Genomic DNA, 24,778 nt, shown 5'->3' on the forward strand with positions numbered 1-24,778 from the left:
ACCGGCCGGCAGCTGGAGCTGTTCCTCGGCGGCCTCCACACCACGGCGCTGGACGCCTCCGAGCCGCTGCGCCGGCAGCCGCTGACCCTCGACAAGCTGGACCGCTGCCTCAAGACCGCGGAGTAGCCGGCGCCGTTCTTCTCCACTCTGCCGGCCATTCAGGTCGGGGAATTGCCTGGAAGAGACGCAGGCGAAGGTCTGCGGCGACACCACCAGCGCGGACGTGGACCGCAGCCGGCAGGAGTACCAGGCCCCAGGTTCCCAGACGCTCTTTGCACCCAAGTCCTTGTAACGCCCTCCGCCGGTCCTCGTCCTTGGTTCGCGCCTGAGGACCCTTCAGAATTAACGAACCCACGGGAGATCGTTCGGGGACAAGCCGCGCGCCCAAGCGCGCGGCCAGGGATGATGCCTGGGACACCGAAGGCGTCGCTGACGTGAGCAACCAGATACAGATCCGGCCGGGCCCAAGCGTACCCGGTGAGGAGCAGCCGGGGAGTGCCATGTCGGCTGCGTCCTTGGCGACCTGGGTGCCGCCGCGGCCCATGGCGATGCCGATGTCGGCGCGGCGCAGCGCGGGAGCATCGTTGACGCCGTCGCGGGTCATGGCGACAACGTGGTCGCGGGCCTGCAGCGCCTCGACCAGGCGCAGTTTCTGCTCCGGCGATACCCTGGCGAGGACCGTGGCCCGCTCCACCGCTTCGGGGTACTTTTCGTCCGGCAGCGTAGCCAGGTCGGCGCCGGTGAACACCTTCCCGTCATGCTCGCCACCGAAGGGAAGCAGGCCGGCCTGGCGGCCGATGGCGGCGACGGGCCGCGGCGGGTCGTGCATGGCGTGCAGCCCGGTCAGCACCAGCGTGCCGGTTAGCAGGCCAGGGTCGAATCCGGCGGCTTCCATCCGGCTGGCGGGCAGCCGGCCCATGGCGGTGGCCAGGATCCCCGCAGTCCTCGTCCAGCCAGTTCCTCGGCGGTCGCCAGCACGGCGGCGTGCTCCAGCGGCCGGATGGCGCCGGCAGCGTCCATCTGCCCGGCGCACAGATCGATGATCCGCTCCACCGCGCCCTTGGCTGTGACGTGGACCGCTTGATGACGTGATTTTGGGATCGCTATTTGACGTTGTCGGTCCCGACGGCTGGAGGCACTGGGGCGGAGGGCCCGCATGGACAAGGACCCCCCGCCCCTGCCACCGCCCGAGCGGCGGCCGCCCTGTTCTTCGACGCTGCGCGCCCAAGGACGAGAGCGCGGCGGGCCTGGAGCCGACGGCTCCGGCGGCGAGTTCCTCCCGCCGCGCACCGGCTAGGGCCTGGACGAGCGCACCTGCCATGCGGCTTGCCTGCAGGGATCCTCTTCAGGATGGCAGAGGCAGGTAAGTGGGTAAAAAACTGGGGCGTCCCCCCGCTGAACAGCGAACAGGGATGAGGTCTGATGGGCATGGCTGCTGCGCTGGACACGTCGGCGACGGGGGAAGCGCTGGAGGTCGCGCTGGCGGTGCTGGTTCGCGCGTATGGCGACGCGGTCACCGTGATGACGGGGATGTCGGCGTCCGTTGATGTGCAGGCCGCTGTCGCCGGCGCGGCCCGGATCGGTGGTCTGCTGCGCGAACTGGAGGAGGATCTCGCCAGGCGGCGCAGGATGCTGGTTTGGGCTTCGGTAAGAACGTGATCTGATCGACGTTCGAGGCCGGCGCGTGGTGGGACACGCTCCTCAAGCTACGCAATCGAGCGCCCCGGCGAGTTAGCCGTCCGAGGGCGGAACGGTGGCACGTTGGGCATCTCGGCGGGCATCGCGGCGGGCATCGCGGCGGTTGGCGTGCACGCTCGTGATCGTGACGGTCGTCAGGACCACGATGATGACCCCGAGCGAGACCAAGGTGGGGATCTCCGGGACGGCGGGCCAGATGCCGTGCGCCCAGTGCAGGAGGAGTTTGAGCCCGATGAACCCCAAGATGACGCCGAGCCCGTGGTTGAGGTGCCGCAGCTTCTCCAGCACGCCCAACAGCACGAAGTACAGCGCCCGCAGGCCCAGCAGGGCGAAGGCGTTGGTGGCGAAGACGAGGAAGGGGTCGTCGGTCACGCCGTACACCGCGGGCACCGAATCGACCGCGAAGACGATGTCGGTGGCGAAGACGGCCACGATGGCCAGCGCCAGCGGGGTCAGGGCGCGCCGGCCCTGCTCGCGGACCATCAGGCGGGAGCCGCGGTAGTCGCCGGTGACCGGCATGAAGCGCCGCAGCAGGCGGACCGAGCGCATGGAGGAGATGTCCACCTCCTGTTCCTTGCCGCTCAGCGCATCCTTGAGGATCTTCCCCGCGGTGACGATCAGGATGGCGCCGAACAGCAGGAACGCCCAGGTGCCACTCTGCAGCGCGGCCGCGCCCAAGGCGATGAAGACCGCGCGCAGCACCAATGCCCCGATGATGCCGTACAGCAGCACCCGCTGGGCCAGCTCGCGGGGCACCGCGAAAGCCGCGAGCAGCAGCATGAACACGAAGAGGTTGTCCACTGAGAGCGACTTCTCCACCACATACCCGGTGTAGAACTCCACCGACGCCTGCGTCCCGAACGCACGCCACACGTAGAGGCCGAACAGCAGGGGCAGAGCCAGGTAGAAGACCGACCACCCCACTGCCTCCCGCATCCGTACCTCGTGCGGGCGGCGCGTCACGGCGAAGTCCGCGCCCAGGAGCAGCGCGAGGCAGGCAACGGTGATCGCCCACAGTTGCGGCGAGGCGATCGTCTCCAGCGGGGCAGCCGTCATCAGACTTGTAGGGGCGGGCATGGAACCTCCTCGAACGCTACAGGGCTGTTCGAGGTCTCCTTCACCCACGACCTTGCGGGCGGCCGCCCGGGGACGAGGTCACGCCCGTACTGACCGGGCCGGCTCTTGGGAAGTACTCCCCTCGCCCTTCCAGGTTAGGCGAACCTCCTGGTCAGCTCCACTTCGGCGGCTCCTGGGGTGATCGCAGGGGGTTTGACCGGCGCGGCCAGCTGGGCCGATAGTGGAAGAAGCACGCAAGGGGAGTACCCGCCGTCGGACATCCCAGCCGTCATCACGGTCTCCATGCCTGGGGAGGCCCGGCAGGATGGCCCTCCCGCCGTGACCTGGCCGCCCCAGTCCGGCTAACACGGTTTTGGCTGACGTGGAGGGTGCGGGAAGACCTTCGTCCTCATGGCCGCAGGCCCAGGCGAGGCCGAGGGGGAGTCCTCATGTCGATCACCGTGCTGCTTGAGATCCTGGCGGGCATCCTGCTGATTTTCTCGGCGATCATCAGCGCCGCTGCGCTGTGGGTTCCACCGCGGCGGTCCCACGCCGCCGTCCGCCACCGCGCCGCCTCTCGCACGCAGCCTGTCGAGGACCGCCCGGATTGGCCGGGAAGGCGTGGCTGACAAGAATGCCGAACCTGTCAACCGCCAAAGTGCCCACCGGCACCGCCGACAGCGAGGGCAGGAAGCTCAAGCATGCCGCGCCAACGTTTCGTCGATGTGGGTCGCGGTGGCCTCACAGGCTTCGATAAGTCCATGCCGGTGATCCGCCGGGCTGCTGCCGCGACTGCGGCGCAGCCCTTCGCCGCGCTTGCTTGCGACCTGACACTGACCCAGCACGACACCGTGGTCGTGGCTGATCGCCCCGACCAGGAAGACCCTCCCGCCGTCGGCAGTCCGGGCACCGCGGCAGGCCTTGCCGTCCACGGCGGCGCCGGGCAACAGCCCAGGCGGGGCAGGATGGGTGCACTGCCGCTGCTCGGTGCCGCGTTGCTCCCGCTCGGCGGGCCCGGGAGTGTCAGGGATCTGCGGCACCGGCGCCTCCCGGCGGACCAAATCGGCCACATATCCGCTGATCGCCGCATCCAGCGCGTCGGCGTCCAGGCCGGCCAGCACCTGGCGGAAGGTCTTCTCGCTGGGCACGAGCAGGAGACCGGTGAACGGGTCACGGTAGGCGCCCAGCCGCGCCAGCATCTGCTGAGACGTTCGGGCGGCCCACTGTCAGATCGCCGCGATGCTGTCGCTGCCGACCACCAGCCGCACGCGGTCAAGGTCAAGATGGCCACCAGCGGATGGCGCAGCCCGCACGTCGAGCGTTGATCCGGGACCGTCGCCAATCGGCGCATCAGCGCCGATTACACCACGGCTGGGTCGGCGGCCCGTTCTGCTTCCCTCCCACAACGCCAGGTCGGCGAGCTGGTCAAGGCACGAGACGAGACCGGGGCTGGTCGGGGAAGATGGGGACACGAGCGCGACTCCTGCGGCGATCTTCGGATTCGAGACCTGAAAGATCACCAGAAGTCGCGCTCTTTCGCACTCAACCTGCCGAAACCCTCAACCGCGCCATACCGCATCGGAACTCAAGAACGCCGGGGCCCTGTCTCCAGGTCGGGGAAGGGCGAAGGCTCAGGTCCGGCGGCGCCGAGCTGGCGGGGTGCCCCTGCCTTCTCGGCCTCTTGAGCGTCGGCGACGGCTTCGGCGGCCGCTTTCGATGCCTTGGCCACCTCCTCGTCGGCGGCCGAAGCATCGGTGACCTCCTCGCGGGTGGCCGCCGAGCGGGGCAGGATCTCGGTGAACGCATCGGAGACGCCCTGCAGCGCCGAGGTGACCTCGCTCGGGATCACCCAGAACGTGTTGCCCTCCCCCTGCGCCAGCTGCGGCAGCACCTGGAGGTACTGGTAGGCCAGCAGCTTCGGGTCGGGGTCGTTGCGGTGGACGGCCTGGAAGACCTGGTCGATCGCGCGGGACTGGCCCTCGGCCTCCAGGACGGCGGCGGCTCGCTGACCCTCGGCCCGCAGGATGCGCCCCTGCTTGTCGCCCTCCGCCGTGAGGATCTGCGACTGGCGCTGGCCCTCGGCGTTGAGGATCGCGGCACGCTTGTCGCGCTCGGCCCGCATCTGCTTCTCCATCGCGTCCTTGATGGTCTTGGGCGGGTCGATGGCCTTGATCTCGACGCGGTTGACGCGCAGGCCCCATCTGCCGGTCGCCTCGTCGAGGACGCCACGCAGTTGGCTGTTGATGGTGTCGCGCGAGGTCAAGGTCCTTTCCAGGTCCATGGAGCCGACCACGTTGCGCAGCGTGGTGACGGTGAGCTGCTCGACCGCCTGGATGTAATTGGCGATCTCGTAGGCGGCCGCGCGCGGGTCGGTGACCTGGAAGTACAGGACGGTGTCGATCTCGACGACCAGGTTGTCCTCGGTGATGACCGGCTGCGGGCGGAAGGAGACGACCTGTTCGCGCAGGTCGATCTCGGGGTAGACGCGGTCGATGTACGGGATGACGAAGTTGAGGCCGGGCTTCAGCGTGCGATGGTAGCGGCCGAGCCGCTCGACGTTGCGAGCCCTGGCCTGCGGGATGATGCGTACCGCCTTGAGCACAGTGATCACCATGAAGAGGGCGATGACCAGGCCGACGATCAGCAACTCCATGTGATCACTCCCGAGGGTATACGAGGGCGGTGGCGCCCTCGATCTCGATGACGTCGACAGTCGCCCCGGTGGGGATGACCAGCGTCTCGTCATAGGCGCGTGCGGACCACTCCTCGCCTTCGATGCGCACCCTGCCCTCGCGTCCGGTGATCTCGGAGACGACATAGGCGGGCTTGCCGATCAGCGCCTCGACGCCGAACCGGCGCAACTGTGGCTGGCGGATATGACGCATCGCGATCGGGCGGACCACGATCAGCCCAGCCACGGACGCCAGCGAGAAGACCAGCAACTGTAGCGGGATGGGCAGGCCGAGCGCTGCGGTGGCGGCCGTCAACAGGGCAGCGGCGCCGAGCAGCCCGAGCGCAGCGGTGAGGGTGAAGATCTCGGCCACGCCCAGCACGACAGCGAGGATTATCCAGATGACCCATTCATCCATGCTCCGGCCCTCCAATATGTACAACGGGCCCGGATATGCAACCGATTCCTCTCCTACCCGCCAATCTGCAGGTGTACGGCCTTGAGCTGTGCCTGCGTTCGCAGATGTGCAGGAGAAAGGCACATGAATCAGGGTCGTGAGGTGCGGAAGAGCCTGGGGGCACGCTGATGCGGCGTTTCCCTAGACGTGGGTGTTGTGCCTGGTCAGGCGTTTGCAACGGGCGTGGCCTTGACGATCGTCTTCGGGGTGGGGATGTCGAGTTTGGCCAGGATGTCGCGCTGGTGGAAGGTGCCGGTCCGGCCGGTGAAGGTGACCATGGTGAGCAGGTGGAACTTGTCGCGGATGAGCCTCCAGGTGGAGCCGGTGGCGGCTTCGAAGATGCGGCTCAGCAGCAACGCCAGCCAATACAAGAACACGTGCGGGCGCAGAGTGCAGCTACCCGGTTCGCAGGTGAAAGGGCTGAGAGCAGGTCAGGGCAGGTGGCCGGTGTGTTCGCCCCGGCGGCGTTCCACGGCGGCGAGCCGGTCGGCCAGGGGCCGGCTGTGCAGTAGTTCGGCCAGTTGGTCGGCTTCTTCTTAGTCGAGCTCTACGGTGTGCGCCGCAGTGTCGGGTTCGGCTCGGTCGTAAGACATCAGGGTCCGCTGCCCGGTGTCGGTGACGATAACGCCGAGGTGATCTCCTTGCCTGGTGTCGCAGGGGTGGACGGTTCCGGTGCCCGGGATGGTGGTGTGCGTGATGTCCACGGCTCGGTGGCTCCTTTCGCGCTGTTGGTGTGGCTGGTGTGCGGGTCGGGGTCGCCGTGTTCGCCGTGCCAGTGGGCCAGGCGGCCGCGGCGGCCGACGGCGCGCAGCCGTCGTTCGACGCGTGCGCGGGTGGCGGGGGTGGTGACGACGAGTACGTCGTCACCTTCCTGAAGCCGGGTGTCGGGTTTGGGGACGAGGGTGTCGCCGTCGCGGACGATGAGGGTGACCATCGAGGGTGCCGGGAGCCGCAGTTCGAAGATCTCCACTCCGTGCAGGCGGGAGCCGGGCGGGATGGTGAGGGTGAGCAGGTCGGCGTCCAGGATGTCGAGGGGCGCGGCCTCGATGTCGACGTCCCTGGTCTGGCCCGGCTGTGTGACACGGAGCATCCGGGCGATCAACGGCAGGGTCGGTCCTTGGATGAGGGTGAAGATGACGACGAGGACGAAGACGATGTTCAGCAGTTGCTCGCTGCCGGGCACGGCGGCCACGATGGGGAAGGTGGCCAGCACGACGGGCACGGCGCCGCGCAGGCCGGCCCAGGAGATGAACGCCTGCTGTCGCCAGCCGGTGCGGAAGCCGGTCAGGCAGGCGGCCACGGAGGCGGGCCGGGCCAGCAGCAGCAGCACCAGGCCGACCACCACGGCGGGGAGCAGCGCGGCGGGCAGTTCGCTGGGGCTGACGAGCAGGCCGAGCATGACGAACAGGCCGATCTGGGCCAGCCAGCCGATGCCTTCGGCGAAGGAGCGGGTGGCGGCGCGGTGCGGTAGCGCGGCGTTGCCGAGCACGATGCCGGCCAGGTAGGCGGCCAGGAAGCCGGAGGCGTTCGCGGCGCCGGCGGCGGCGAAGGCGATGATACCCAGGCCGACGGTGGCCAGTGGGTACAGGCCGGTGGCGGGCAGCGCGACGTACCGCAGCGCGAGGGTGCCGGCCCGGCCGATCAGCAGCCCGATCGCTGCTCCGGCCGCGAGCTGGTAGGTGATTTTCGCGGCTATGACGGCGGGGTCGGGTAGGTCGGCAGCGGCGGTACTGAACACCAGGACCAGGATGACGGTGGGGGCGTCGTTGAAGCCGGACTCGGCCTCGACCATCCCCGCCGCCCGGCGGGGCAGCGGCAGTGCGCGCAGGACGGAGAAGACGGCGGCGGCGTCGGTGGAGGAGACGATCGCGCCCAGCAGCAGGGCCAGCTGCCAGTTCATGCCCAGCAGCAGGTGCGCCCCGGCCGCGGTGAGCAGGACGCTGATCGCCACGCCGACGGTGGCCAGCAGGGCTGAGGGCAGCAGGAGTCGGCGGATGTCGGTCCACTTGGTGCTCAGGCCGCCCTCGATGAGGATGATGGCCAGCGCGGTGGTGCCCAGGGTCTGCGCCAGTTGGGCATCGTCGAAGTGGATGCCGAGGACGTCTTCGCCGAGGAGCACGCCGAGGGCGAGGAACAGCAGCAGGCTGGGCAGGCCGAGCCTGCTGGCGGTGCGCGCCGCGGCGATGCAGGCCAGCAGCACGATCCCACCGGCCAGCAGTACCACATACAGCTGCTGCAGGCTCATCGCGACACCCTCGATGACCTCGATGACGGGGTGAAACCTCTCCTATCCACGCGGACGCTTCTCCCGCTGCATGCCTGTTCGCTCTTGAGCCCAGGCGATCAGCTCGCCCCTGAGCGGGACCTGGATGTCGGTGATGTCGAGGAGGGTGACGTGGACTCCCCACCGGGCGGCCGAGTCGCTGATGCGATCGGCCATCTCGGCGCAGTCAGCGGTGGCCAGGGCGGGAAGCTCGCCCAGATCCCGTTGGGCGATCTGCCTGCGCAGCACGCCCTCGGCTACGAGGGTGGTGGCCGTCAGCGGCTCGTCCGTCGTCATCGCGAAGCGGACGGGATCGGTTGCGGCGGCCACCGCGGTGGCCTTGACGCGCACGCTCACGCCATCGCGGGTGACCGCCTCAGGGCAGAACAGATCCAGGCACACCAGCCGCAGCGATACCCGCGCCTCCCGTTCCAGACCGGGCCAGAGCAGGACAAGCCCGGGACCGCGCACTCCGGCCCCACGACCCAGCCTGCGCACGACCAGCCGCTCATCCTCGCCGACCACGCGTACCGCCCGCGAGATGATCACGAGAAGGGGCACGGCACCCAGCAGCACCCACACCACCGGCTCCCCCACAGCGGGCGCCTGGAGGGCGAAGATGGTGCGCGCGCCCAGTACGAGCATGGTCCGGCCTTTCTCCCCTGTCGCCTTTGCCCGTCCCTGTGCGAGCCTCCTCATCACCCCGAAGCGGGCATCCGGCTCCCCGTGGGGCCAGTCTGGTCGGCCGACCCGCGTGGCGCCATCGGGTGCAACACCCATTTCGTCGGGTGGACACCCTGTAGATTGCCGCAGGTCAAACCATGACCTGGGTGATGTGATGGGGTGCGCCACCGATGGACAGACACCTGTCGCGGTGGGGAGGCTGGAGACATGACCGTGCTAGCCGGCAAGCATCCCCAGGGATCACCACGCGCGCGCCGGAGGGCTCGCTCCCCGGCCTCGGCGCTGTTCTGGCGGCTCTTCCTGATCAACGGGCTGGTCTTCGCCGCCGGGCTGACCGTGCTGGCGCTGTCGCCGGCCACGGTGTCCTCGCCGGTCCTGCTGACCGAGCTGCTGATCCTGGCAGTGGGGCTGGCGGTGATGCTCGGCGCGAACGCGGTGCTGCTGCGTACCAGCCTGGCCCCGCTCGGTGCGCTGACCGTGCTCATGGAGCGAGTCGATCTGCTGCGTCCCCGTGATCGCATCGCGCACACCGCCAACGGCGATCTGGGGACGCTGATCGCGACGTTCAACGCCATGCTGGACCGGCTGGAGGCCGAGCGCAGCGCTAGTGCCGCCCACGCCTTGGCCGCTCAAGAGGCCGAGCGGCAGCGCATCGCGCGGGAGCTGCACGACGAGATCGGCCAAAGCCTCACCGTGGTCCTGCTCGCTCTCAAACGCGCCGTGAACCGCGCGCCGCAAGACCTGCGCGTGGAGCTGTCCACCGTTGCCGAGACCGTCCGCGCCAGCCTGGACGAGGTCCGGCAGGTCGCCCGCCGGCTGCGGCCGGACGTGCTGGAGGACCTGGGCCTCATCAGCGCGATGAACTCCCTGGCCAGCGACTTCTCCGGCAGCAGCGGCGTGCCGGTGACCCGGCTGCTGGATGCGCGACTGCCGCAGCTGAGCGGCGACACCGAACTGGTGATCTACCGCATCGCGCAGGAAAGCCTGACCAACATCGCCCGGCACGCCCACGCCTCGCACGTGGAACTGTCGCTGCGCGCCGAGCCCGACACGGTGATGCTGCGCATCGCCGACGACGGCTGCGGCGGCCCCATCCGCGACGGCGCCGGCATCGGCGGCATGCGCGAGCGCGCCATGCTCATCGGCGCCGACCTCAGCATCGACACCGCGCCCTCCACCGGCACCGAGGTACGTCTGACCGTACCCTTGGCACCTCCGGTACGTCTTGCGCCCATCGCCAACGAACGAAGGTGATCAGCATGGAAGCGCAGCCGACCCGGATCCTGCTCGCCGACGACCACGCGCTCGTCCGTCACGGGCTACGGCTCATCCTGGACGCCGAACCCGACCTGGCCGTCGTGGCCGAGGCAGGTGACGGCGCCGAGGCCGTCGACCTGGCCACCCGCCCCAGCACCGACGTCGACCTGGCCATCTTGGACATCGCCATGCCGCGGATGACCGGCATCCAGGCCGCCCGCGAGATCTCTCGCCGCGCGCCCGGCATCCGCCTGCTGATGCTGTCGATGTACGACAACGAGCAGTACCTGTTCGAATCACTCAAGGCCGGCGCCTGCGGGTACGTGCTGAAGTCGGTGGCCGACCGCGACCTGCTGGAGGCCTGCCGGGCGGCCATGCGCGGCGAGCCGTTCCTCTACCCCGGGGCGATCACCGCCCTCATCCGCGACCACCTGCAACGCCACCAGCACGGCGAGCCGGTGCCCGACACCCTGCTCACCCCACGCGAGGAGGAGATCGTCAAGCTCATCGCCGAAGGCCACTCCTCCAAGGACATCGCCGACATCCTGGTCATCAGCGTCAAGACCGTGGAACGGCACCGGGCCAACATCTTGGCCAAGCTCGGCCTGCGCGACCGGCTGGAGCTGACCCGGCACGCCATCCGAGCGGGCCTGATCGAACCATGACCCCACCCAGCGGCGCCCCGTCAGCTACGGCCAGGCCGACACAGCCGGTCTCGGCCGCGGGCCCCGGCCAACGGGGTAGGCCGGTCATGACAGTCACCGCGGTCTTGGCGGTGGCGGTGTTCCTCGGCGCCTACCTGCTGATCGCACCGAGAAGGTCCACTGGGTCACCGCCGCGCTCGGCGGAGCCGCCATCATGCTGGCCATCCACGCCACCGGCGCCGAGGCGACGTTCTTCTCCGAGCACGCCGACATCGACTGGAACGTCATCTTCCTCCTGCTCGGGATGATGATCATCGGGATGCTCAAGCAAGACCGGCATCTTCGAATACCTGGCGATCTGGGCGGCCAAACGCGTCCGCAGCCGCCCGTACCGGCTCAGGGTCCTGATGGTGGTGATCACCGCGGCTGCGTCGGCGCTGCTGGACAACGTCACCACCGTGCTGCTGATCGCCCCGGTGACCTTCCTGGTGTGCGAACGGCTCGCCCTGCCGGTGGTGCCCTACCTGATCACCGAGGCGATGGCCTCCAACATCGGCGGCACCGCCACCCTCATCGGCGACCCGCCCAACATCATCATTGCCAGCCGCGGCAATCTGAGCTTCAACGACTTCCTCCTCCACCTCGCCCCGCTCGTGGTGGTACTGATGGCCGCCTTCGCCGGGCTGTGCCGGGGCCGCCGACGCCAGCGAACACCCGCGCGGTGGCCAGCGCTTCGGCCGTCTCGCGATGCGAGTATGGGATCTTCCAGTACGAGGCGCAGCGTGAATGGGCCCGATGGACTCTGGACCAGTTGGAACGCTGACGGTGTGCAGGATGTTGTGCTGGGAGATCACACCAGCGAACATATTCCTCCCCGCACAGGCTAGAGATCTTCGACGTAGCCGGCGGCGATGTTGTCCGGCGGGCGACGCGATCCCGCCGCTGTGCAGGCGGCTGCCTTAATAGCCACGGTTGCCGACTCGGTCGTAGTCATCGGCGGGGGCAGTCGCGGTGCCGAGTAGGTCAGTGACGTTTGGCACGCCGGTCGAGACGAACCGGCCCGAGACGGAGAAACGAAGGGTTGGGTCGGGCTCGTGTTCGCTCGGCCGCTGGTGCGAGAATTCGCGACCCCACGCGCTTCGCCTGGAGGTCACCTGGAGCCGACCAATGCCACGCTGATCGGCGCGTCAGTGCGCGAGTTGGTGGAGGAGACCGGTGTTGACCCCGGCAAGGTGTTTCCAGCGTCGCAGGCCCCTGTCTACGTCGAGTACGGCAGGGTCCCGGCCCTGCCGCAGAAAGACGAGCCGGATCACTACCATCTCGACATCGGGTACCCGTTCCTGACAGATGCGGACATGGGGCGCATCCAGGAGGCCGAGGTGACGGGTGCGCCTGGTACTCGCTCGCCGAGACCGAGCGCCTTGTCGGGCACCGCATTGCGCGAGCGGTCAGCGCCCCGGCCCGGATCGGTTGACCGGACCCGTCGAACGCTTCCGGTCGGCAGCGGCACCGGATCACGGTGCGCACGGCCCGTAGCCTGATTGCGTTGGCCGTGTTCTCAACATGCGGTGATCTGCTCCAACCGCCGTCGGGCACGGCGGCGGCTGGTCAGAACGACCACCTGGGCGTGGTCGGCATGCTGTCGAATCTTGGTCAGCACACGTGGGCGCATCTTGCGCCGATAGGTGGCCACGTAGCGCAGCACGCTCCAGTCGATCAACTTCCCGAAGGAAGGGATCGCCGCCTCGGGTGCTCTCGGCGTGCTCGGGGAGGCGGCGCCGCTGCGGATCGTGCCCGGCCTGGCCGACGCCAAGGGCTACTCGTTCATGGACGAGGACGGCCGCTACCTGCGGCACAAGGATTACCGGCTGCGGTTCGACGCCGACAACGGCACCGAGCTGTTCGAGCGGGACGCGACCTTCCTCGCCCGGCCGGCCTCGGGCGCAGGGAGGGTGCGGCTGGAGTCGCTCAACTATCCCGGCCGGTTCATCCGCCACCGCCACCACCAGCTGTGGCTCGACAAGGACCAGGACACCTCCGCCTTCCGTGCCGACAGCACCTTCAAATCTGCCACTTCCTGATCATCTGCGCACCTCGCGCACGACGATTCATCCCCCTGGAAGGAAGCACGTTTGTTCAGCGGAACCTTGAAAAGACCCGCCCTGCTGGGCGCCATGCTGCTGGCCCCCTCCGCCAGCTGCCGCGGACGCGGGGGGTGACAGGGACCGGCATCCGTGACGTGATCGAGTACGCGGGCGCGCCAAGGTGGTGGCGCCGTTAGCGGGTCGGCCTGCCGTATCCCGCCGCAGGAGCCGCCCGTCCAAGCCTTCACCTCCTGGTATGTACGCTTACCGGTGTGACCCGCCGCCCGCACACCCGCCCTCCCGTCCTCGCGGACGTGGCGAGGGTCGCCGGCGTGTCCGTCCCCACGGTGTCTCGAGTGCTGAGCGGGTCCGCGCCGGTGAGCGCCGACAAGCGCAGGCAGGTCCTGCGCGCGATCCAGGAGCTGGGATACCGCCCCAACGCCGCGGCGCGCGCCCTGGCGACTGGCCGGCGCTCCATCATCAGCGTGCTGACCAGCGACACCACCCGGTACGGTTATGCCAGCACGATCCGGGGGATCGAGGAGGCCGCCCGCGCGGTCGGCCTGGTGGTCGCCCTGACGATGCTGGACGGCGACGACGAGGAGTCGGCGCGGGTGGCCGTGGACCTCGCGCTCGACCAGCCGCTCGCCGGGATGATCGTGCTCGAGTTCGATATCCAGGGCAGCCGCGCGCTGGCGGCACTGCCCGACACGCTCCCCGTGGCGGCGGTATCCTCCGCCGGGCAGGGCAGGAGCGTCCCGCGGGCCCTGTTCGACGACCACGCCGGCGCGCGCGATGCGACGAACTACCTGCTCGGACTGGGCCATCGCACCGTGCACCACGTGGGGATACCGCCCTCCGGCCGGCCGAGCGGGCGGCTGCTGGGCTGGCGGGAGGCGCTGGAGGCGGCGGGAGCCCCGGTTCCGGAGATCGTGGAGAGTGACGGGACCCCGCGCTCGGGCCTCCAGGCCGGCGCGCGCCTGGCCAGGCGCGGCGACGTGACCGCGGTGCTGTGCGGCAACGACGAGGTCGCCTTCGGCGTGATCAAGGCCTTGCAGGACGAGGGTTCGCGGGTCCCCGAGGACGTCAGCGTCGTCGGCTTCGACGACCACCCGCTGGCCGAGATCTGGACTCCTTCGCTGACCACGATGAGGCAGGACTTCGCCGAACTGGGGCGCATGGCGGTCGACTTCCTGCTCGGCAGGCTGGCAGGCGTGCCGGTCGAGGCGCCGCGGTCGACCCCGCGCCTGGTCGTGCGCAAGAGCACCGCTCCAGCCGCCCGCTGACGTCCGCCTAGGAACCCTAGAACCGCGCACGCATGGTCATGTTCCTTCATGACACCTCGTGTTGAAAGCGTTATCACCTCATTTCCCATGGTCCCCTTGTCACATCGCTTGATAAACGCTTTCATGGCTGAACCGCACCGTATGTCCGGCTTAAGGAACGTGATGACGAGCAGAACCATCCAGTGGCGTCCCGGCTCCCTCGACCTAGTCATCGAGCGGCCCGAAGACGCTCCGGCCCGCATCGCGAGGCTCGGGACCGCGTCGCCCACACCGAGCGCCGTGGACCCGTTCCGGGTGCAGCCGCTGGTCGAGCTGATGGTTCTGGGGGAGGGCCGGAGACTGTCCAACACCCGGTTCACTGACACCGCCGCCGGATCGCGGCTCCGGTTCGCGGACGCCGTCGAGCAGGCGGACGGCGACTGGCGCGAGCTGCGGGTGAGGCAGCGTGACGAGGTGACCGGACTGGAGGCGACCAGTGTCTTTCGCGCCAGGACAGACGTCCCGGCCCTGCAGACCTGGACGGAGGTCACGAACACCGGGCCGGCGCCCCGGGTTCTGCAGATGGTGTCGTCCTTCGCCTCCTGCGCGCTGGCCGAGACGGCGGACGACGGCGACCTGGTCCTGTGGCGGGCGCGCGCCGACTGGTGCGCCGAGGGCAGGTGGGCGGCCATCCCGCTGTCCGGGCCGGACGGGCTGGCGGACATCAACAGCGAACTGCACCAGCACGACGGCCGGGGCGCGCTCGTCACGGTGAGCAAGAGCACCTGGTCCTCGGGCGAGTACCTGCCGACCGGCGTCCTGGCGAGCGCCCGCACCGGCCGGGCCTGGGGCTGGCAGATCGAGCACAACGGCGCCTGGCGCTGGGAGGTGGACCGCCGCCGCGACGGGGCGAACGCCGTCTCCCTCGTGCTGAGCGGCCCCACCGACCTCGACCACCAGTGGAGCACCCGGCTGCTCCCGGGGGAGCGCTTCGTCGCTGTTCCGGTGTCCGTCGCTGTGTCCGACGAGGGTTGCCGGGGAGCGCTGGCCGCCCTCACCCGGCAGCGGAGGGCGATCCGCCGCGCGCATCCCACAGGCGACGCGCTGCCGGTCATCTTCAACGACTACATGAACACCCTCATGGGCGACCCGACCACCGAGCGCCTGCTGCCTCTCATCGACGCCGCCGCGGAGATCGGCGCCGAGTACTTCTGCGTCGACGCGGGCTGGTACGACGACGGCGGGAACTGGTGGGACAGCGTCGGCGAGTGGCGCCCCTCGACCGGCCGCTTCCCGGACGGCGGGCTCGCCCGGGTCTTCGACCACATCAGGACCAGGGACATGCGCCCCGGCCTGTGGCTGGAGCCGGAGGTCGTCGGGGTGCGCAGCCCTGTCGCCGCGATGCTGCCTGACGAGGCGTTCCTGAGCCGGAACGGCGAGCGGGTCGTGGAGCACGGCCGGTACTTCCTCGACCTGCGCCACCCCTCGGCCAGGAAGCATCTCGACGAGGTGGTCGATCGCCTCGTGCACGACTACGGCACCGGATTCTTCAAGCTCGACTACAACGTCACCCCCGGACCGGGCACCGACCGCGACGCGCTCCAGCCGGGAGAGGGACTGCTCCAGCACAACCGGGCCCACCTGGAGTGGCTGGACGACCTGCTCGGCCGCCACCCAAAGGTGATCTTCGAGAACTGCGCCTCGGGAGCCATGCGGGCCGACTACGCCATGCTGTCCCGCCTCCAGCTCCAGTCCACCTCGGACCAGCAGGACTGGCGGCTCTACGCCGCCATCGCCGCGTCCGCGCCCGCCACGATGCTCCCCGAGCAGGCCGGCAACTGGGCCTACCCGCAGCCGGGGATGCCCGCGGAGGCTCTGGCCTTCACCATGATCAACGGTCTGGCCGGGCGGCTCTACCTGTCGGGGCATCTCGACCAGATGAGCCCGGCAGAGCGGGAGCTCGTCGCGGACGGAGTGGCCGTGCACAAGCGGATCAGGGCCGAGGTCGCCACGGCCGAGCCGTTCTGGCCGCTGGGGCTGCCCGCCTGGTCCGACGACATCGTCGCGCTGGGCCTGCGCACCGGTGACACGGTGCGCCTGGCCGTATGGCAACGCGACGGCGGACCGCACGACATCCAGGTGGACCTGCCCGGCCTGCGCGGCCGCCGGCTGCGGGTGGAGACCGAATATCCGGCGACGCTACCCGGCTGGCAACACCGGTGGGACGCCTCCACCGCGCGGCTCACGGTCCGTCCTGCCGTACCCGGACCGTCCGCACGCCTGCTCCGTCTGCGGCCGGAGAACTGATCCCTTTCAGCGTGGCAGCCCTCACCTCCCACCACACACAAGGAGAATCCATGAAGACGCGAGGCCTTTCCCGCGCGGCAGCCGCCGCCACGTGCGGGGCGCTGCTGCTGGCCGGCTGCTCGGCGGGCAACCCCGGGACGTCCTCAGCCACAGCCGGGTCGGCCCCCACGACCTGGCCTGACCCGGGCGCCGGCCTGCAGGGGGTGACCCTCACCCTGTGGATGTCGACGCAGACCGCCTCGATGGCCGACAACGTCATCAAGTCGTTCGAGGCCAAGACCGGAGCGAAGATCAACAAGGTCGTCATTCCCGACGTCTACGAGACCAACGCGCCGACCAAGCTGGCCACGGGCGCCAAACCGGACCTCGCCACCTGGCAGCCGACAGGCAGCATGCTCGCGCTGCTCAAGCCGTCCACCGACCTGCAGAGCCTGGACGGCGCGCCGTGGCTGGCCAGGCAGACGCCGGCCATCCAGAAGCTGGGCATGGTGAACGGGCATCACTACGCGGCCTTCGTCAACGTCCCCTCCGTTCTCGGTGTCTTCTACAACAAGTCGGTGTTCCAGAAGGCGGGGATCACGAGCACGCCCAAGAACTTCCAGGAGTTGCTTGCCGACGCCCAGAAGATCAAGGCGAAGGGGGTGGCGCCGTTCTTCGGCGCCGCCGGCGACCAGTGGCCCACCCAGTGGTGGCCGCAGGTCCTGCTGGCCGAGGCGTCGAAGAAGGGCCTGTGGGAGCGGGTCAGCCAGAACAAGGAGAAGTTCACCGATCCGGAGATCCTCGGCGCCGTCCGGCAGTTCCAGGACATGGTGAAGCAGGGTCTGTTCAACAAGGACGACAAGACCTCCAAGTACACCGAGTCCGGCCCGGCCCTGCTCAAGGGTGAGGCAGCGATGGTGCTGCAGCTCACCTCGTTCGCGTCGCTGATGCAGTCGACGGCGGACACGGCGACCATAGACCAGGAGATCGGCTGGTTCCCGATCTCCAAGGACGGCAACATCGCCACGTCGGTGCCCGGCGGCGACAACGCCCTGGTCGCTTTCAAGACCGGAGATCCGAAGCGGGAGTCGGGCGCCCGGCAGTTCCTGCGGTTCTGGCTGGAAACCTACTACCCCGACTACGTGAAGTCTGCGGGCACCGTGTCGATCGAGCCTGCCGTACCGACTCCCGCCGGGGTGCCGGAGGTCGTGAAGCAGGCCTCGGCCGCGCTGGACGACGCGGCCGGCTCGATGCAGCAGAACGCCGCGGTGAACCCGGACTTCTACGTGAACCTGGCGAACATGGTCAACGGGACTATGACCCCCGAACAGGTGACCTCCACTACACAGTCGCAGTTCGCCCAGCTCGCCCAAGCACTCGGGATCCAGGGCTTCTGACGGCGGCGCGGGGCACGGGCGCCCTCCCCCCCGCCACCACACTGAAAGGTGTGCAGGATCGCCATGATCCCTTCTCTGTCGGCCGCTTCCGGCCGCTCGCCGCGGCGAGCGGTGTTGTACCCGAGCTGGTTCCTCGCTCCGGCGTTCGCCGTGCTGGCCGTATTCTTCTTCCTACCGACCGTCTTCAACTTCATCTACGCCTTCACGGATTGGTCGGCCTTCCATGACGACATCCGCCCCGTTGGGCTGGCGAACGTCAAGGCGGTGATGTCCAACGGATCCCTGCTGTCGTCACTGCGGATCACCATCGTCTACGCGGTCCTGGTGGCGATCATGCAAACGGGGTTCGGGCTGGGGCTCGCCCTGCTCCTGGAGCGCGACACACGGATCAACCGGTTCGCCAGGGTCGTCTTCTTCATCCCGGTGCTGATGTCCGCCCTGGCGGTGGGGTACACCTTCCAGGCGCTCCTCAAGCCCGACGGTCCGCTCAACGGGCTCCTCGGCGCTCTCACCGGCCAGCACGTGACGATCCCCTGGCTCGGCAGCACCACGTGGACGGTGGTGACGGTGGCCTTCGTGAACTCCTGGAAGTGGATGGGGCTGGCGATGGTGATCTTCCTCGCCGGTCTCAAGACGATCCCGGCCGACGTGCTCGAGGCGGCCAGGATCGACGGCGCCGGCAGGTGGAGGACCTTCCGATCGATCCGGTTCCCGCTGATCGCCCCCGCGGTGACCTTCAACGTCGCGACCGCGCTGCTGGGCTCCTTCAACGGGTTCGACACGATCCTGGCGACCACGGGGGGAGGGCCCGCACAGCAGACCGAGGTGCTCAACATCTACATCTTCCGCGTCTACGGCAACGGCCTGTTCGCCCAGGCCACCACCATGAGCCTCGCCCTCCTTCTCCTGGTCGCTCTCCTGGCCTTCCCTGTCATCGGCTACCTGCGCAAGAGGGAGCGCGTCCTGTGAGGATCTCCGCCCGGGGCTGGTCCCGCCTCGTTCACCCGGCCGTCGTCATCATCCTGACCGCCGTCGTCATCGGAATCCCGCTGTGGCTGGCCCTGGTGACCTCCGCCAAGTCGCAAGGCGAGGCGAACCTGCCCGACCTGTCCCTCCCACGGGTGTGGCACCTGTGGGACAACTACTCCCAGGCGTTCACGCAGGGCCGCATGCTGTGGGCGCTGTTCGGCAGCCTGCTGGTCATGGTGCCGTCCGTCGCCGGGGTGCTGATCTTCGGCTCTCTGGCTTCATGGGTGCTGGCTCGGCGGGCAGGGCGCGTCATGGCTGTGCTCTACTCGGCTGCGATCAGCGGGATCATCCTGCCCCCGGCCGTCGTCACGATCGTGCTGCTGCTCCGGCAACTCCACCTGGCCAGCACGCCGATCGGCATGGTGCTGGTCTACATGGGCATGTACATGTCCCTGGTGATCTTCTTCGTCACCGGTTTCGTGCGGACCATACCGGTCGAGGTGGAGGAAGCGGCCCGCATGGACGGCGCACGGCCGCTCGGCATCTTCATCAAGGTCGTCCTGCCCCTGCTGCGCCCGGTCATCGCGACGGCCACGATCCTCATCTGCCTCTACATCTGGAACGACGTCTTCTACGCCTTCTTCGTGCTCGGCGGAGGGACGTACTCGACACTTCCTTTGAATCTGTACTCGGTGGCGAGTAGCAACCTGTATCAGAACAACTGGAACCTCGTTTTCGCCTACGTCGTGCTCATGAGCCTGCCGCTGGTCGTCGTCTTCGTCGTCGCCCAAAGACGGATCATCTCCGGCATCACCGGAGGAGCCGTCAAGTGACGTGGTCCACTGTTGGTTGGGCTGCCCGTTGCAGCCCCAGACTGGTCGTCCCCGGCGAACCGGCACGCGCGCGTCCGGTCGTGGACATCCCGGTCAGAGCCGTGGACTTCGACGACTACGAAGGGGTGACGCTCGCCGACACGAACCCCGCCGAGGGCGACTGCGTGACCACCGTCGACGAGGTCCCGGGCTGGATCGTGATCCCGGGACGCGGACCTGGTCGGCGGCACTGCACGGCTGACGGCGCGGGTATCACGCGCGAGCGCCGGAACGCGCGTATTGAGGTGCGCCGGGAGGACCCGTTCGCCGGCCCCGCCTCGGCATGCTCGACGTGGCCTCGACCGGTGGCAGGTACGCCTGGGATGCGGCCACGGCGGACCTGGACGCCCCCTCCGAAGGTCCCGTTCCGCCGCGCCTGCTGCTCTGGGGCGCCGACCCAGGGCCTGTCGCGGCGCTGCCCGCCGCGGAGGGACAGGCGCTGCTGCCGAGCCAGGGCGACGGCTGGTTCGGCCGTCCCCTGCTGGACGGACACCGCGACGGCTCCTGGGAGCCGGCGAGGTTCGAACTGTCCCAGCCCGCGAAGGTGACCGTCCGGGCGGGCGCCGGTGGCGCCGTCGCGGTCCGCGCCGCCGATCCCCTCTGACACGTTCAACAGCCAGGGCTTCAACGCCCGCTTCATCGCCACGGCCTCAAGTCCTACACACAGGCGATCCTCTATGTACTCACCGGCGAGGAGATCTACCGCAAGAACGCCCTCGACATCATCCGCATCTGGGAGCAGATGGACCCCGACAACCACTTCATGAACCAGCACAACTACCCGCTCATGGGTGCGATGGCCGGCTCCATCTTCATGAACGACACCGCCCTCTACAAGCGGTCGGTCGAATGGTTCACGGTCAACGCCACCGCGAAGGACCAGCGCTTCAACGGCTCGATCAAGCGGCTGTTCCGATGGGTCGACACCAACGACGCCACCGGCGAGCCGATCGACGACCCGCACGTCCAGCACGCGAGATGGGACGCGACCAGGCCCACGGCGGTGGCCATCCGCGACACGTACAACCACATCTCGAACCGCTACCGCGGGCGCTATAACACCGCGAGCTTCTGGGACATCTACTACTTTACGCGTTCACCCGCGGCGAGGACGTCAGAAAGCTCGCGCCGTACTTCGGTGGCTCTTCGCGCTGTCGACCGCGCGCCCCGGCTCCGAGATCGCCCATCTCAGCGGCTCGAGCAGCAAGCAGCTCCTTGCCTTCCGGGTCCGCGCCGACGGCGAGGTCCGGTTGCGCATCGACCGCCACGACGACCGCACGATCCTTGTGCCGGACACCGGCGGCGAATGGCGGTACGTCATGTACCCGCACTCCATCGGGGACATGCTGTTCATCCAGGCCACCGGCGACCGGGCGACCATAGACATCCATCACATCACCACGAATGCCTCCGCCGAACTGACACCACCCACCTTCGACGACACCTCGACCGCCGCATCGTGAGCTGGAAGGGCGCGACCGCCACGGCCTACCTCTCCGCGCACTACGCCGGCGCCGAGAATCTCGCCTACACGGCGCGGGGACTGCCTGCCGGGGCGAACCTTGACGCCTCCACCGGGCAGCTGACCTGCACGCCCGCCGCAGCCGGCTCGACCGTCATGACCGTGACGGTCTCCGACGGCACCACCGTGGCAAGCCACCACGTCGTACTCGCCGCCGCCCACAACCGCTCCGGCGCGTTCGCGCTCGCCGAGCAGGGCCACGACGTGGACGCCGAGTACGTCTCCGACACCGAGGCCGCCTTCGACCAGGCACTCACCACCGCCCAGGCCCTGGGCAAGAAGGGTACGGACGACGAGTATCTCGCCGCGCTGACCCGCCTTGTGACGGCGGTCGACGGTCTCTACCTCGTCTCCCCGCACACGGCCGTGGACCGCAGCCTCGACCATCCCTCGCTCGTGGTCACCTCCACGGCCGGGGCCAACATCGGGAACCTCGTCGACGGCGACAACCAGTCGGGAACCGGGTACGCCCAGGCGGTCAACCTCTCCCACACCTTCGACTTCGGGCTCGACTTCCGAGTCTCGGCGACCCGCTTCGGATTCCAGAGCAACATCTTCGCCGACCGGCTCGCGAACTCCACCGTCTATGGCTCGAACGACGGCAAGAAACATCGCCAGCGTGTGCCAGATCGACGAGCCGGTGAAGCCGACGACGGTCGTGACGCCGAGCGCGGCCGCCGAGCGGGCGGTGTTCTTGATCTCTTCGGCGGCGCGCCGCCGTACGCCTTCGGGTTCGCCGTCACCCCAGATGCGGGCGGGCACGATGCCCTTGTGGCGCTCGTCGATGGGATGGTCGCAGACCGCCCGCCGACCAGGTGATTGGAGATCGTCCACACCCCGAGGTGGTACTTGGCCAGGGTCTCCTTCTTGCGTTCGATGTAGGCGTCGTCCGCGAGGGCCTTGTCGACCTCGAAGTGGTCGCCCCAGCAGGCGATCTCCAGGCCGTCATAGCCCCACTCCGACGCCAGCCGGCAGACCTCCTCGAACGGCAGATCCGCCCACTGCCCGGTGAACAACGTGACCGGCCTCGTCATGAACCCTCCACAGTGATGACGCGGCTGTCCTCAGCAGCGCTCTGCTCGACAGCCGCCAGCACGGGCTGCCCCCGCAGGCCGTCCTCGAAGGACGGTGCGGGGTCGGTGCCGTCGGCGATCGCCTCCAGGAAGTCCTTCATCTCGTGGACGAAGGCGTGTTCGTACCCGAGGCGTGACCAGGCGGCCACCACGCCCCGGCGTACACCTAGGACATCCTCTGACGACGTCGTTGCGCGCTGTTACGCCGCACCACCCAGCACGGGAGCAATCGCCAATACCTGTGGATCAGAGCTTCCAGGCAGCTGCTGACTGCTCCGCGACAGCCGAGGATCGCTCGGGCCGCTCGATGAGCTTGCCCTTGCGGAACTTCACCCCGGCGCGGACCAGAGCGACGAGGTGAGGGGCGTTGACCGCACGCCAGCGGGCGCGGGCCGACTCGAAGCTTGAACGCCACAACCCGCGCCTCTTCGAGGAGGTGATGTACCTGGCAGGCCGGCTTGCACCGCATCGACGGACGCGTCCGGCACGGGTATCGCCTCGGCGCTACCAAGCATGACTGGGATGGTGGTCAGTTTGCTGGTTCCGGCGCCGATTCCGGCGCCGAGGTAGAGCACCGGAGGGCCGGGCTCGAGCGCCGAGCGCACCGCAGCGTGCGCGTAGTCCGGACGGTACTCGGCGTACACAGCGGTCCGCGGGTGAGGCCCCGACGGGGTCTGCCATTTCTGCCCCATGCGGATTAAGATCCACCGTGGGAGAACAGGAGTGAGTCATGGCCCGAGTGCTTGTTCTGACCGGCGATGCCGCGGAAGAGCTGGACTCCATGTACCCCGTCTTCCGGCTCCGGGAAGGGGGCCATGAGGCGATCGTGGCCGCCCCCACCACGCGTGCGGTAAAGCTGGTGGTCCACGACTTCGAGCCCGGCTGGGACGCCTACACAGAGAGGCCCGGCCATCAACTGCCGGTAGATCTCGCATTCGCCGACGTGCGCCCTGAGGACTACCAGGCGCTGGTGATCCCGGGCGGCCGCGCGCCGGAATACATCCGCACCGATCCCGACGTCGCCCGTATCGTGCACTACTTCTTCGAGCGCGGCCTGCCGGTGGGCACGATTTGCCACGGCCCGCAGGTGCCGGCGGCGCTTGGCCTGCTGCGCGGCCGTACCACGGCGGCGTTCCCGCCATTGAGGACCGACATGGAGATGGCGGGTGCGACCTTCGTGGACGCCCCCGACGTGGTGGACGGTGTGATGGTCTCCTGTCGTGGCTGGCCAGACCTGCCTGAATGGTCGCGTGCCTTCATGCGCGTGCTGGAAAGCGCGAACGTGTCGTTGTAGGTGGTTCGGTCGTGCCGAACTGCGCCTGCCGATAATTACACCCGTCCAGGCCATGGCCATGTGGGGGCTTGGCGTAGCGTGCGCGAACTCCGGTCACCAGGGTGAGATTTGCCCCGGAAGACCGGGCCTTTCTCGCCGTGTCCGGTGCCACAACTCGCTTGTAGCGTTGGCCCGCAGTTTCGCACGTCATCAAGAGGCTCTGCGATAAGCCGCTCGCGCCGATTCATGGACACAAATCGTTGGGCGACGGCTGCTCGGTGGCTGCTCGTACGGGTTCGATCCGCCGTAAAGCTCAAGCCTCTCCATCGAAGCCGAGTCTATGCAGCCACGCTAAGAAAAAAGATTTATCGGCACATAATGCCGATAGTCAAGAACGCATGGTTGCTCGGTGGTTGCTCGCGTGTTCGCGATACAGCACGGAACGCGTCGGCACAGAATGACACGACAACGGGGATAATTCCGGCCACGGAAATACAAAGCAGCACTCAGTGACACTGAACGACAGCAACCGAGGATTTTCATAATCCGTGGGTCGTGGGTTCAAGTCCCACCCGCCCTATCTCATCTACTACAGGCTCTACCTGCGGTTTCCTTGATCCTGCCGCATCCCTTGGTCGGCGATCATCCAATGGGGAGACCGAAGGGAGACCGCCAGCTTCGGACGCCTCCCCCACGGCGACGCCCGAGGCACCAGAGCGGCACTCGCTTCGGCCGCTTCCCGTGCCACATCCGGCAGCACCGTCGTGTAAAGATCGGCCGTGATCGACGCGCTCGGGCGTTCTTCTCGTCGATGTGGGTGAACACCTGCTCGACCGTGGGCACGAACAGCTTGTCCATCCGCACGTCCTCCAGCACTTCACGGATGTACGTCTCGTAGTGGGAGGTGTAGCTGAGCAGCGTGGACTCGCGGATGTCCTTCAGACGCTCCCGCCGCCAGGTCCGGCCGGTACCTCTTCCCTGCCGTGCCAGGTCCGGACGGCTTAGGGCCAGGCTGCGGCTCCGCCGTTGGTCATCGAGGAGTTGGGATGTGACTTGGATCGCTTGATGACGTGATTTTGGGATCGCTCGTTGTTGTTGTCGGTCTGAGGGCTGGAGACCCCGCCGCGAAGGCTCTCACGCGTGTGGTGCCTGTCCGCGACGTCGGGCACATGCCCGCCGCCGTCGTTGCCACATGGGGCCGCACCACAGCAGAGCCCTGCAGACGGCAGGCAACGCGGTCCGCGCGCAGGACATCGAGAGCCGGGAAAGTGATGAAAGTTTCACCGCTCGGGCCGCCCTGGTGTGCT

30 protein-coding genes and 3 pseudogenes are annotated in these 24,778 nt (G+C 68.5%); 16 read left to right on the top strand and 17 right to left on the bottom strand.

The features are described from left to right. Window positions 1–109: 109 nt before the first annotated feature. Window positions 110–919: an HAD-IC family P-type ATPase gene (locus tag ID574_RS62320; RefSeq protein ID WP_270094325.1), complete on the bottom strand. Its 810-nt coding sequence runs from the start codon at window positions 917–919 to the stop codon at window positions 110–112. Between the two features lie 237 nt (window positions 920–1,156). On the opposite strand from ID574_RS62320, the gene ID574_RS57410 reads away from it, so the two are divergent. Both ID574_RS57410 and ID574_RS57415 read left to right on the top strand, forming a co-directional pair. Next, entirely contained in the window at window positions 1,157–1,297 is a 141-nt protein-coding gene (locus ID574_RS57410) for a hypothetical protein (protein ID WP_188197527.1), read from the top strand. A 131-nt stretch (window positions 1,298–1,428) separates the two neighbouring features. After that, on the top strand, window positions 1,429–1,659 hold the full coding sequence (locus ID574_RS57415; protein ID WP_188197528.1) for a hypothetical protein: 231 nt from the start codon (window positions 1,429–1,431) through the stop codon (window positions 1,657–1,659). Window positions 1,660–1,731: 72 nt separating this feature from the next. Here ID574_RS57415 and ID574_RS57420 read toward each other — a convergent pair whose 3' ends face one another. Both ID574_RS57420 and ID574_RS57425 read right to left on the bottom strand, forming a co-directional pair. Beyond that, a complete protein-coding gene (locus tag ID574_RS57420; RefSeq protein ID WP_188197529.1) occupies window positions 1,732–2,775 on the bottom strand; it encodes a TerC family protein in 1,044 nt (347 codons plus the stop codon). A 134-nt stretch (window positions 2,776–2,909) separates the two neighbouring features. Further along, complete coding sequence (locus tag ID574_RS57425; RefSeq protein ID WP_188197530.1) at window positions 2,910–3,047, bottom strand: hypothetical protein; 138 nt, start codon at window positions 3,045–3,047, stop codon at window positions 2,910–2,912. A 156-nt stretch (window positions 3,048–3,203) separates the two neighbouring features. On the opposite strand from ID574_RS57425, the gene ID574_RS57430 reads away from it, so the two are divergent. Beyond that, window positions 3,204–3,383, top strand: a complete 180-nt coding sequence (locus ID574_RS57430) for a hypothetical protein (protein ID WP_188197531.1) — start codon at window positions 3,204–3,206, stop codon at window positions 3,381–3,383. A 66-nt stretch (window positions 3,384–3,449) separates the two neighbouring features. Here ID574_RS57430 and ID574_RS57435 read toward each other — a convergent pair whose 3' ends face one another. The 7 genes from ID574_RS57435 to ID574_RS57465 all read right to left on the bottom strand — a co-directional run bounded on the left by ID574_RS57435 (window position 3,450) and on the right by ID574_RS57465 (window position 8,790). Next, a complete protein-coding gene (locus ID574_RS57435; RefSeq protein ID WP_188197532.1) occupies window positions 3,450–3,953 on the bottom strand; it encodes a hypothetical protein in 504 nt (167 codons plus the stop codon). Window positions 3,954–3,980: 27 nt separating this feature from the next. Then, window positions 3,981–4,274 carry a hypothetical protein gene (locus tag ID574_RS57440; protein ID WP_188197533.1) on the bottom strand — a complete coding sequence of 98 codons (294 nt, stop codon included), beginning with the start codon at window positions 4,272–4,274 and terminating at the stop codon, window positions 3,981–3,983. 65 nt (window positions 4,275–4,339) lie between these two features. After that, a complete protein-coding gene (locus tag ID574_RS57445; RefSeq protein WP_188197534.1) occupies window positions 4,340–5,407 on the bottom strand; it encodes an SPFH domain-containing protein in 1,068 nt (355 codons plus the stop codon). A 4-nt stretch (window positions 5,408–5,411) separates the two neighbouring features. Then, the gene (locus ID574_RS57450; protein ID WP_188197535.1) at window positions 5,412–5,843 is read right to left on the bottom strand and encodes an NfeD family protein; all 432 of its coding nucleotides are present in this window, start codon (window positions 5,841–5,843) and stop codon (window positions 5,412–5,414) included. 203 nt (window positions 5,844–6,046) lie between these two features. Beyond that, entirely contained in the window at window positions 6,047–6,259 is a 213-nt protein-coding gene (locus ID574_RS57455) for a transposase (RefSeq protein ID WP_188197536.1), read from the bottom strand. A gap of 215 nt (window positions 6,260–6,474) precedes the next feature. Next, the gene (locus ID574_RS57460; protein ID WP_188197537.1) at window positions 6,475–8,127 is read right to left on the bottom strand and encodes a potassium/proton antiporter; all 1,653 of its coding nucleotides are present in this window, start codon (window positions 8,125–8,127) and stop codon (window positions 6,475–6,477) included. Between the two features lie 42 nt (window positions 8,128–8,169). Next, window positions 8,170–8,790: an SPFH domain-containing protein gene (locus ID574_RS57465; protein ID WP_188197538.1), complete on the bottom strand. Its 621-nt coding sequence runs from the start codon at window positions 8,788–8,790 to the stop codon at window positions 8,170–8,172. A 246-nt stretch (window positions 8,791–9,036) separates the two neighbouring features. Here ID574_RS57465 and ID574_RS57470 point away from each other — a divergent pair, with 246 nt between their 5' ends. Together ID574_RS57470 and ID574_RS57475 are read left to right on the top strand one after the other, a co-directional pair. Further along, a complete protein-coding gene (locus ID574_RS57470; protein ID WP_188197539.1) occupies window positions 9,037–10,083 on the top strand; it encodes a HAMP domain-containing sensor histidine kinase in 1,047 nt (348 codons plus the stop codon). A 5-nt stretch (window positions 10,084–10,088) separates the two neighbouring features. After that, window positions 10,089–10,751 carry a response regulator gene (locus ID574_RS57475; RefSeq protein WP_188197540.1) on the top strand — a complete coding sequence of 221 codons (663 nt, stop codon included), beginning with the start codon at window positions 10,089–10,091 and terminating at the stop codon, window positions 10,749–10,751. Window positions 10,752–10,881: 130 nt separating this feature from the next. On the opposite strand, the gene ID574_RS61310 is transcribed toward ID574_RS57475, so the two are convergent. Continuing rightward, window positions 10,882–11,151: a hypothetical protein gene (locus tag ID574_RS61310; RefSeq protein ID WP_223168153.1), complete on the bottom strand. Its 270-nt coding sequence runs from the start codon at window positions 11,149–11,151 to the stop codon at window positions 10,882–10,884. Here ID574_RS61310 and ID574_RS57480 point away from each other — a divergent pair. Then, the gene (locus tag ID574_RS57480) at window positions 11,087–11,617 is read left to right on the top strand and encodes an SLC13 family permease (RefSeq protein ID WP_262496190.1); all 531 of its coding nucleotides are present in this window, start codon (window positions 11,087–11,089) and stop codon (window positions 11,615–11,617) included. The two genes, ID574_RS61310 and ID574_RS57480, sit on opposite strands and share 65 nt — an antisense overlap. Before the next feature lie 225 nt (window positions 11,618–11,842). Further along, window positions 11,843–12,271 carry an NUDIX hydrolase gene (locus ID574_RS57485; protein ID WP_223168159.1) on the top strand — a complete coding sequence of 143 codons (429 nt, stop codon included), beginning with the start codon at window positions 11,843–11,845 and terminating at the stop codon, window positions 12,269–12,271. 17 nt (window positions 12,272–12,288) lie between these two features. Here ID574_RS57485 and ID574_RS57490 read toward each other — a convergent pair whose 3' ends face one another. Then, the gene (locus tag ID574_RS57490) at window positions 12,289–12,450 is read right to left on the bottom strand and encodes a P-loop NTPase family protein (RefSeq protein WP_188197541.1); all 162 of its coding nucleotides are present in this window, start codon (window positions 12,448–12,450) and stop codon (window positions 12,289–12,291) included. A gap of 40 nt (window positions 12,451–12,490) precedes the next feature. On the opposite strand from ID574_RS57490, the gene ID574_RS57495 reads away from it, so the two are divergent. From ID574_RS57495 to ID574_RS57525, 7 genes are all read left to right on the top strand, one after another. Beyond that, window positions 12,491–12,811 carry an AbfB domain-containing protein gene (locus tag ID574_RS57495; RefSeq protein WP_223168155.1) on the top strand — a complete coding sequence of 107 codons (321 nt, stop codon included), beginning with the start codon at window positions 12,491–12,493 and terminating at the stop codon, window positions 12,809–12,811. A gap of 275 nt (window positions 12,812–13,086) precedes the next feature. Next, entirely contained in the window at window positions 13,087–14,100 is a 1,014-nt protein-coding gene (locus tag ID574_RS57500; RefSeq protein WP_188197542.1) for a LacI family DNA-binding transcriptional regulator, read from the top strand. 162 nt (window positions 14,101–14,262) lie between these two features. Next, window positions 14,263–16,386 (top strand): glycoside hydrolase family 36 protein, encoded by a 2,124-nt coding sequence (locus tag ID574_RS57505; RefSeq protein ID WP_188197543.1) that lies wholly within the window; start codon window positions 14,263–14,265, stop codon window positions 16,384–16,386. Between the two features lie 50 nt (window positions 16,387–16,436). After that, a complete protein-coding gene (locus ID574_RS57510) occupies window positions 16,437–17,762 on the top strand; it encodes an ABC transporter substrate-binding protein (protein WP_188197544.1) in 1,326 nt (441 codons plus the stop codon). Between the two features lie 63 nt (window positions 17,763–17,825). After that, window positions 17,826–18,731, top strand: coding sequence for a carbohydrate ABC transporter permease (locus ID574_RS57515; protein WP_188197545.1), 906 nt, complete (start codon window positions 17,826–17,828; stop codon window positions 18,729–18,731). Next, complete coding sequence (locus tag ID574_RS57520; protein ID WP_223168156.1) at window positions 18,728–19,564, top strand: carbohydrate ABC transporter permease; 837 nt, start codon at window positions 18,728–18,730, stop codon at window positions 19,562–19,564. Before ID574_RS57515 ends, ID574_RS57520 begins: the two co-directional genes overlap by 4 nt. A gap of 331 nt (window positions 19,565–19,895) precedes the next feature. Then, window positions 19,896–20,207: a hypothetical protein gene (locus ID574_RS57525; RefSeq protein ID WP_188197546.1), complete on the top strand. Its 312-nt coding sequence runs from the start codon at window positions 19,896–19,898 to the stop codon at window positions 20,205–20,207. A gap of 227 nt (window positions 20,208–20,434) precedes the next feature. Here ID574_RS57525 and ID574_RS57530 read toward each other — a convergent pair whose 3' ends face one another. Beyond that, window positions 20,435–20,614 (bottom strand): hypothetical protein, encoded by a 180-nt coding sequence (locus ID574_RS57530; protein WP_188197547.1) that lies wholly within the window; start codon window positions 20,612–20,614, stop codon window positions 20,435–20,437. A 77-nt stretch (window positions 20,615–20,691) separates the two neighbouring features. Beyond that, window positions 20,692–20,994 carry a hypothetical protein gene (locus ID574_RS57535; RefSeq protein WP_188197548.1) on the bottom strand — a complete coding sequence of 101 codons (303 nt, stop codon included), beginning with the start codon at window positions 20,992–20,994 and terminating at the stop codon, window positions 20,692–20,694. A 68-nt stretch (window positions 20,995–21,062) separates the two neighbouring features. Here ID574_RS57535 and ID574_RS61315 point away from each other — a divergent pair. Then, window positions 21,063–21,245: pseudogene (locus ID574_RS61315) on the top strand (putative Ig domain-containing protein); the annotation flags it as partial. 399 nt (window positions 21,246–21,644) lie between these two features. Here ID574_RS61315 and ID574_RS57545 read toward each other — a convergent pair. The 3 genes and pseudogenes from ID574_RS57545 to ID574_RS57555 form a co-directional block, all read right to left on the bottom strand. Continuing rightward, a pseudogene (locus tag ID574_RS57545) lies at window positions 21,645–22,159 on the bottom strand (sugar phosphate isomerase/epimerase family protein); the annotation flags it as partial. Beyond that, window positions 22,156–22,350: a hypothetical protein gene (locus ID574_RS57550; RefSeq protein WP_223168157.1), complete on the bottom strand. Its 195-nt coding sequence runs from the start codon at window positions 22,348–22,350 to the stop codon at window positions 22,156–22,158. The pseudogene ID574_RS57545 and the gene ID574_RS57550, both read right to left, overlap by 4 nt. Before the next feature lie 94 nt (window positions 22,351–22,444). Beyond that, window positions 22,445–22,597 (bottom strand): annotated as a pseudogene (locus tag ID574_RS57555) (IS256 family transposase); the annotation flags it as partial. A 331-nt stretch (window positions 22,598–22,928) separates the two neighbouring features. Here ID574_RS57555 and ID574_RS57560 point away from each other — a divergent pair. Beyond that, on the top strand, window positions 22,929–23,492 hold the full coding sequence (locus ID574_RS57560) for a DJ-1/PfpI family protein (protein ID WP_188197549.1): 564 nt from the start codon (window positions 22,929–22,931) through the stop codon (window positions 23,490–23,492). Window positions 23,493–24,778 lie beyond the last annotated feature (1,286 nt).

This window comes from Nonomuraea sp. SYSU D8015 (assembly GCF_008065375.1).
GTDB lineage: Bacteria > Actinomycetota > Actinomycetes > Streptosporangiales > Streptosporangiaceae > Nonomuraea.

Coding starts and splice junctions, on each gene's coding strand:
- ID574_RS62320 (WP_270094325.1), bottom strand. CDS start 919: ATGGGCCGGCTGCCCGCCAGCCGGATGGAAGCCGCCGGATTCGACCCT.
- ID574_RS57410 (WP_188197527.1), top strand. CDS start 1,157: ATGGACAAGGACCCCCCGCCCCTGCCACCGCCCGAGCGGCGGCCGCCC.
- ID574_RS57415 (WP_188197528.1), top strand. CDS start 1,429: ATGGCTGCTGCGCTGGACACGTCGGCGACGGGGGAAGCGCTGGAGGTC.
- ID574_RS57420 (WP_188197529.1), bottom strand. CDS start 2,775: ATGCCCGCCCCTACAAGTCTGATGACGGCTGCCCCGCTGGAGACGATC.
- ID574_RS57425 (WP_188197530.1), bottom strand. CDS start 3,047: ATGACGGCTGGGATGTCCGACGGCGGGTACTCCCCTTGCGTGCTTCTT.
- ID574_RS57430 (WP_188197531.1), top strand. CDS start 3,204: ATGTCGATCACCGTGCTGCTTGAGATCCTGGCGGGCATCCTGCTGATT.
- ID574_RS57435 (WP_188197532.1), bottom strand. CDS start 3,953: ATGCTGGCGCGGCTGGGCGCCTACCGTGACCCGTTCACCGGTCTCCTG.
- ID574_RS57445 (WP_188197534.1), bottom strand. CDS start 5,407: ATGGAGTTGCTGATCGTCGGCCTGGTCATCGCCCTCTTCATGGTGATC.
- ID574_RS57450 (WP_188197535.1), bottom strand. CDS start 5,843: ATGGATGAATGGGTCATCTGGATAATCCTCGCTGTCGTGCTGGGCGTG.
- ID574_RS57460 (WP_188197537.1), bottom strand. CDS start 8,127: ATGAGCCTGCAGCAGCTGTATGTGGTACTGCTGGCCGGTGGGATCGTG.
- ID574_RS57465 (WP_188197538.1), bottom strand. CDS start 8,790: ATGCTCGTACTGGGCGCGCGCACCATCTTCGCCCTCCAGGCGCCCGCT.
- ID574_RS57470 (WP_188197539.1), top strand. CDS start 9,037: ATGACCGTGCTAGCCGGCAAGCATCCCCAGGGATCACCACGCGCGCGC.
- ID574_RS57475 (WP_188197540.1), top strand. CDS start 10,089: ATGGAAGCGCAGCCGACCCGGATCCTGCTCGCCGACGACCACGCGCTC.
- ID574_RS57505 (WP_188197543.1), top strand. CDS start 14,263: ATGACGAGCAGAACCATCCAGTGGCGTCCCGGCTCCCTCGACCTAGTC.
- ID574_RS57510 (WP_188197544.1), top strand. CDS start 16,437: ATGAAGACGCGAGGCCTTTCCCGCGCGGCAGCCGCCGCCACGTGCGGG.
- ID574_RS57515 (WP_188197545.1), top strand. CDS start 17,826: ATGATCCCTTCTCTGTCGGCCGCTTCCGGCCGCTCGCCGCGGCGAGCG.
- ID574_RS57530 (WP_188197547.1), bottom strand. CDS start 20,614: ATGGCCACCGCCGTGGGCCTGGTCGCGTCCCATCTCGCGTGCTGGACG.
- ID574_RS57535 (WP_188197548.1), bottom strand. CDS start 20,994: ATGGATGTCTATGGTCGCCCGGTCGCCGGTGGCCTGGATGAACAGCAT.
- ID574_RS57560 (WP_188197549.1), top strand. CDS start 22,929: ATGGCCCGAGTGCTTGTTCTGACCGGCGATGCCGCGGAAGAGCTGGAC.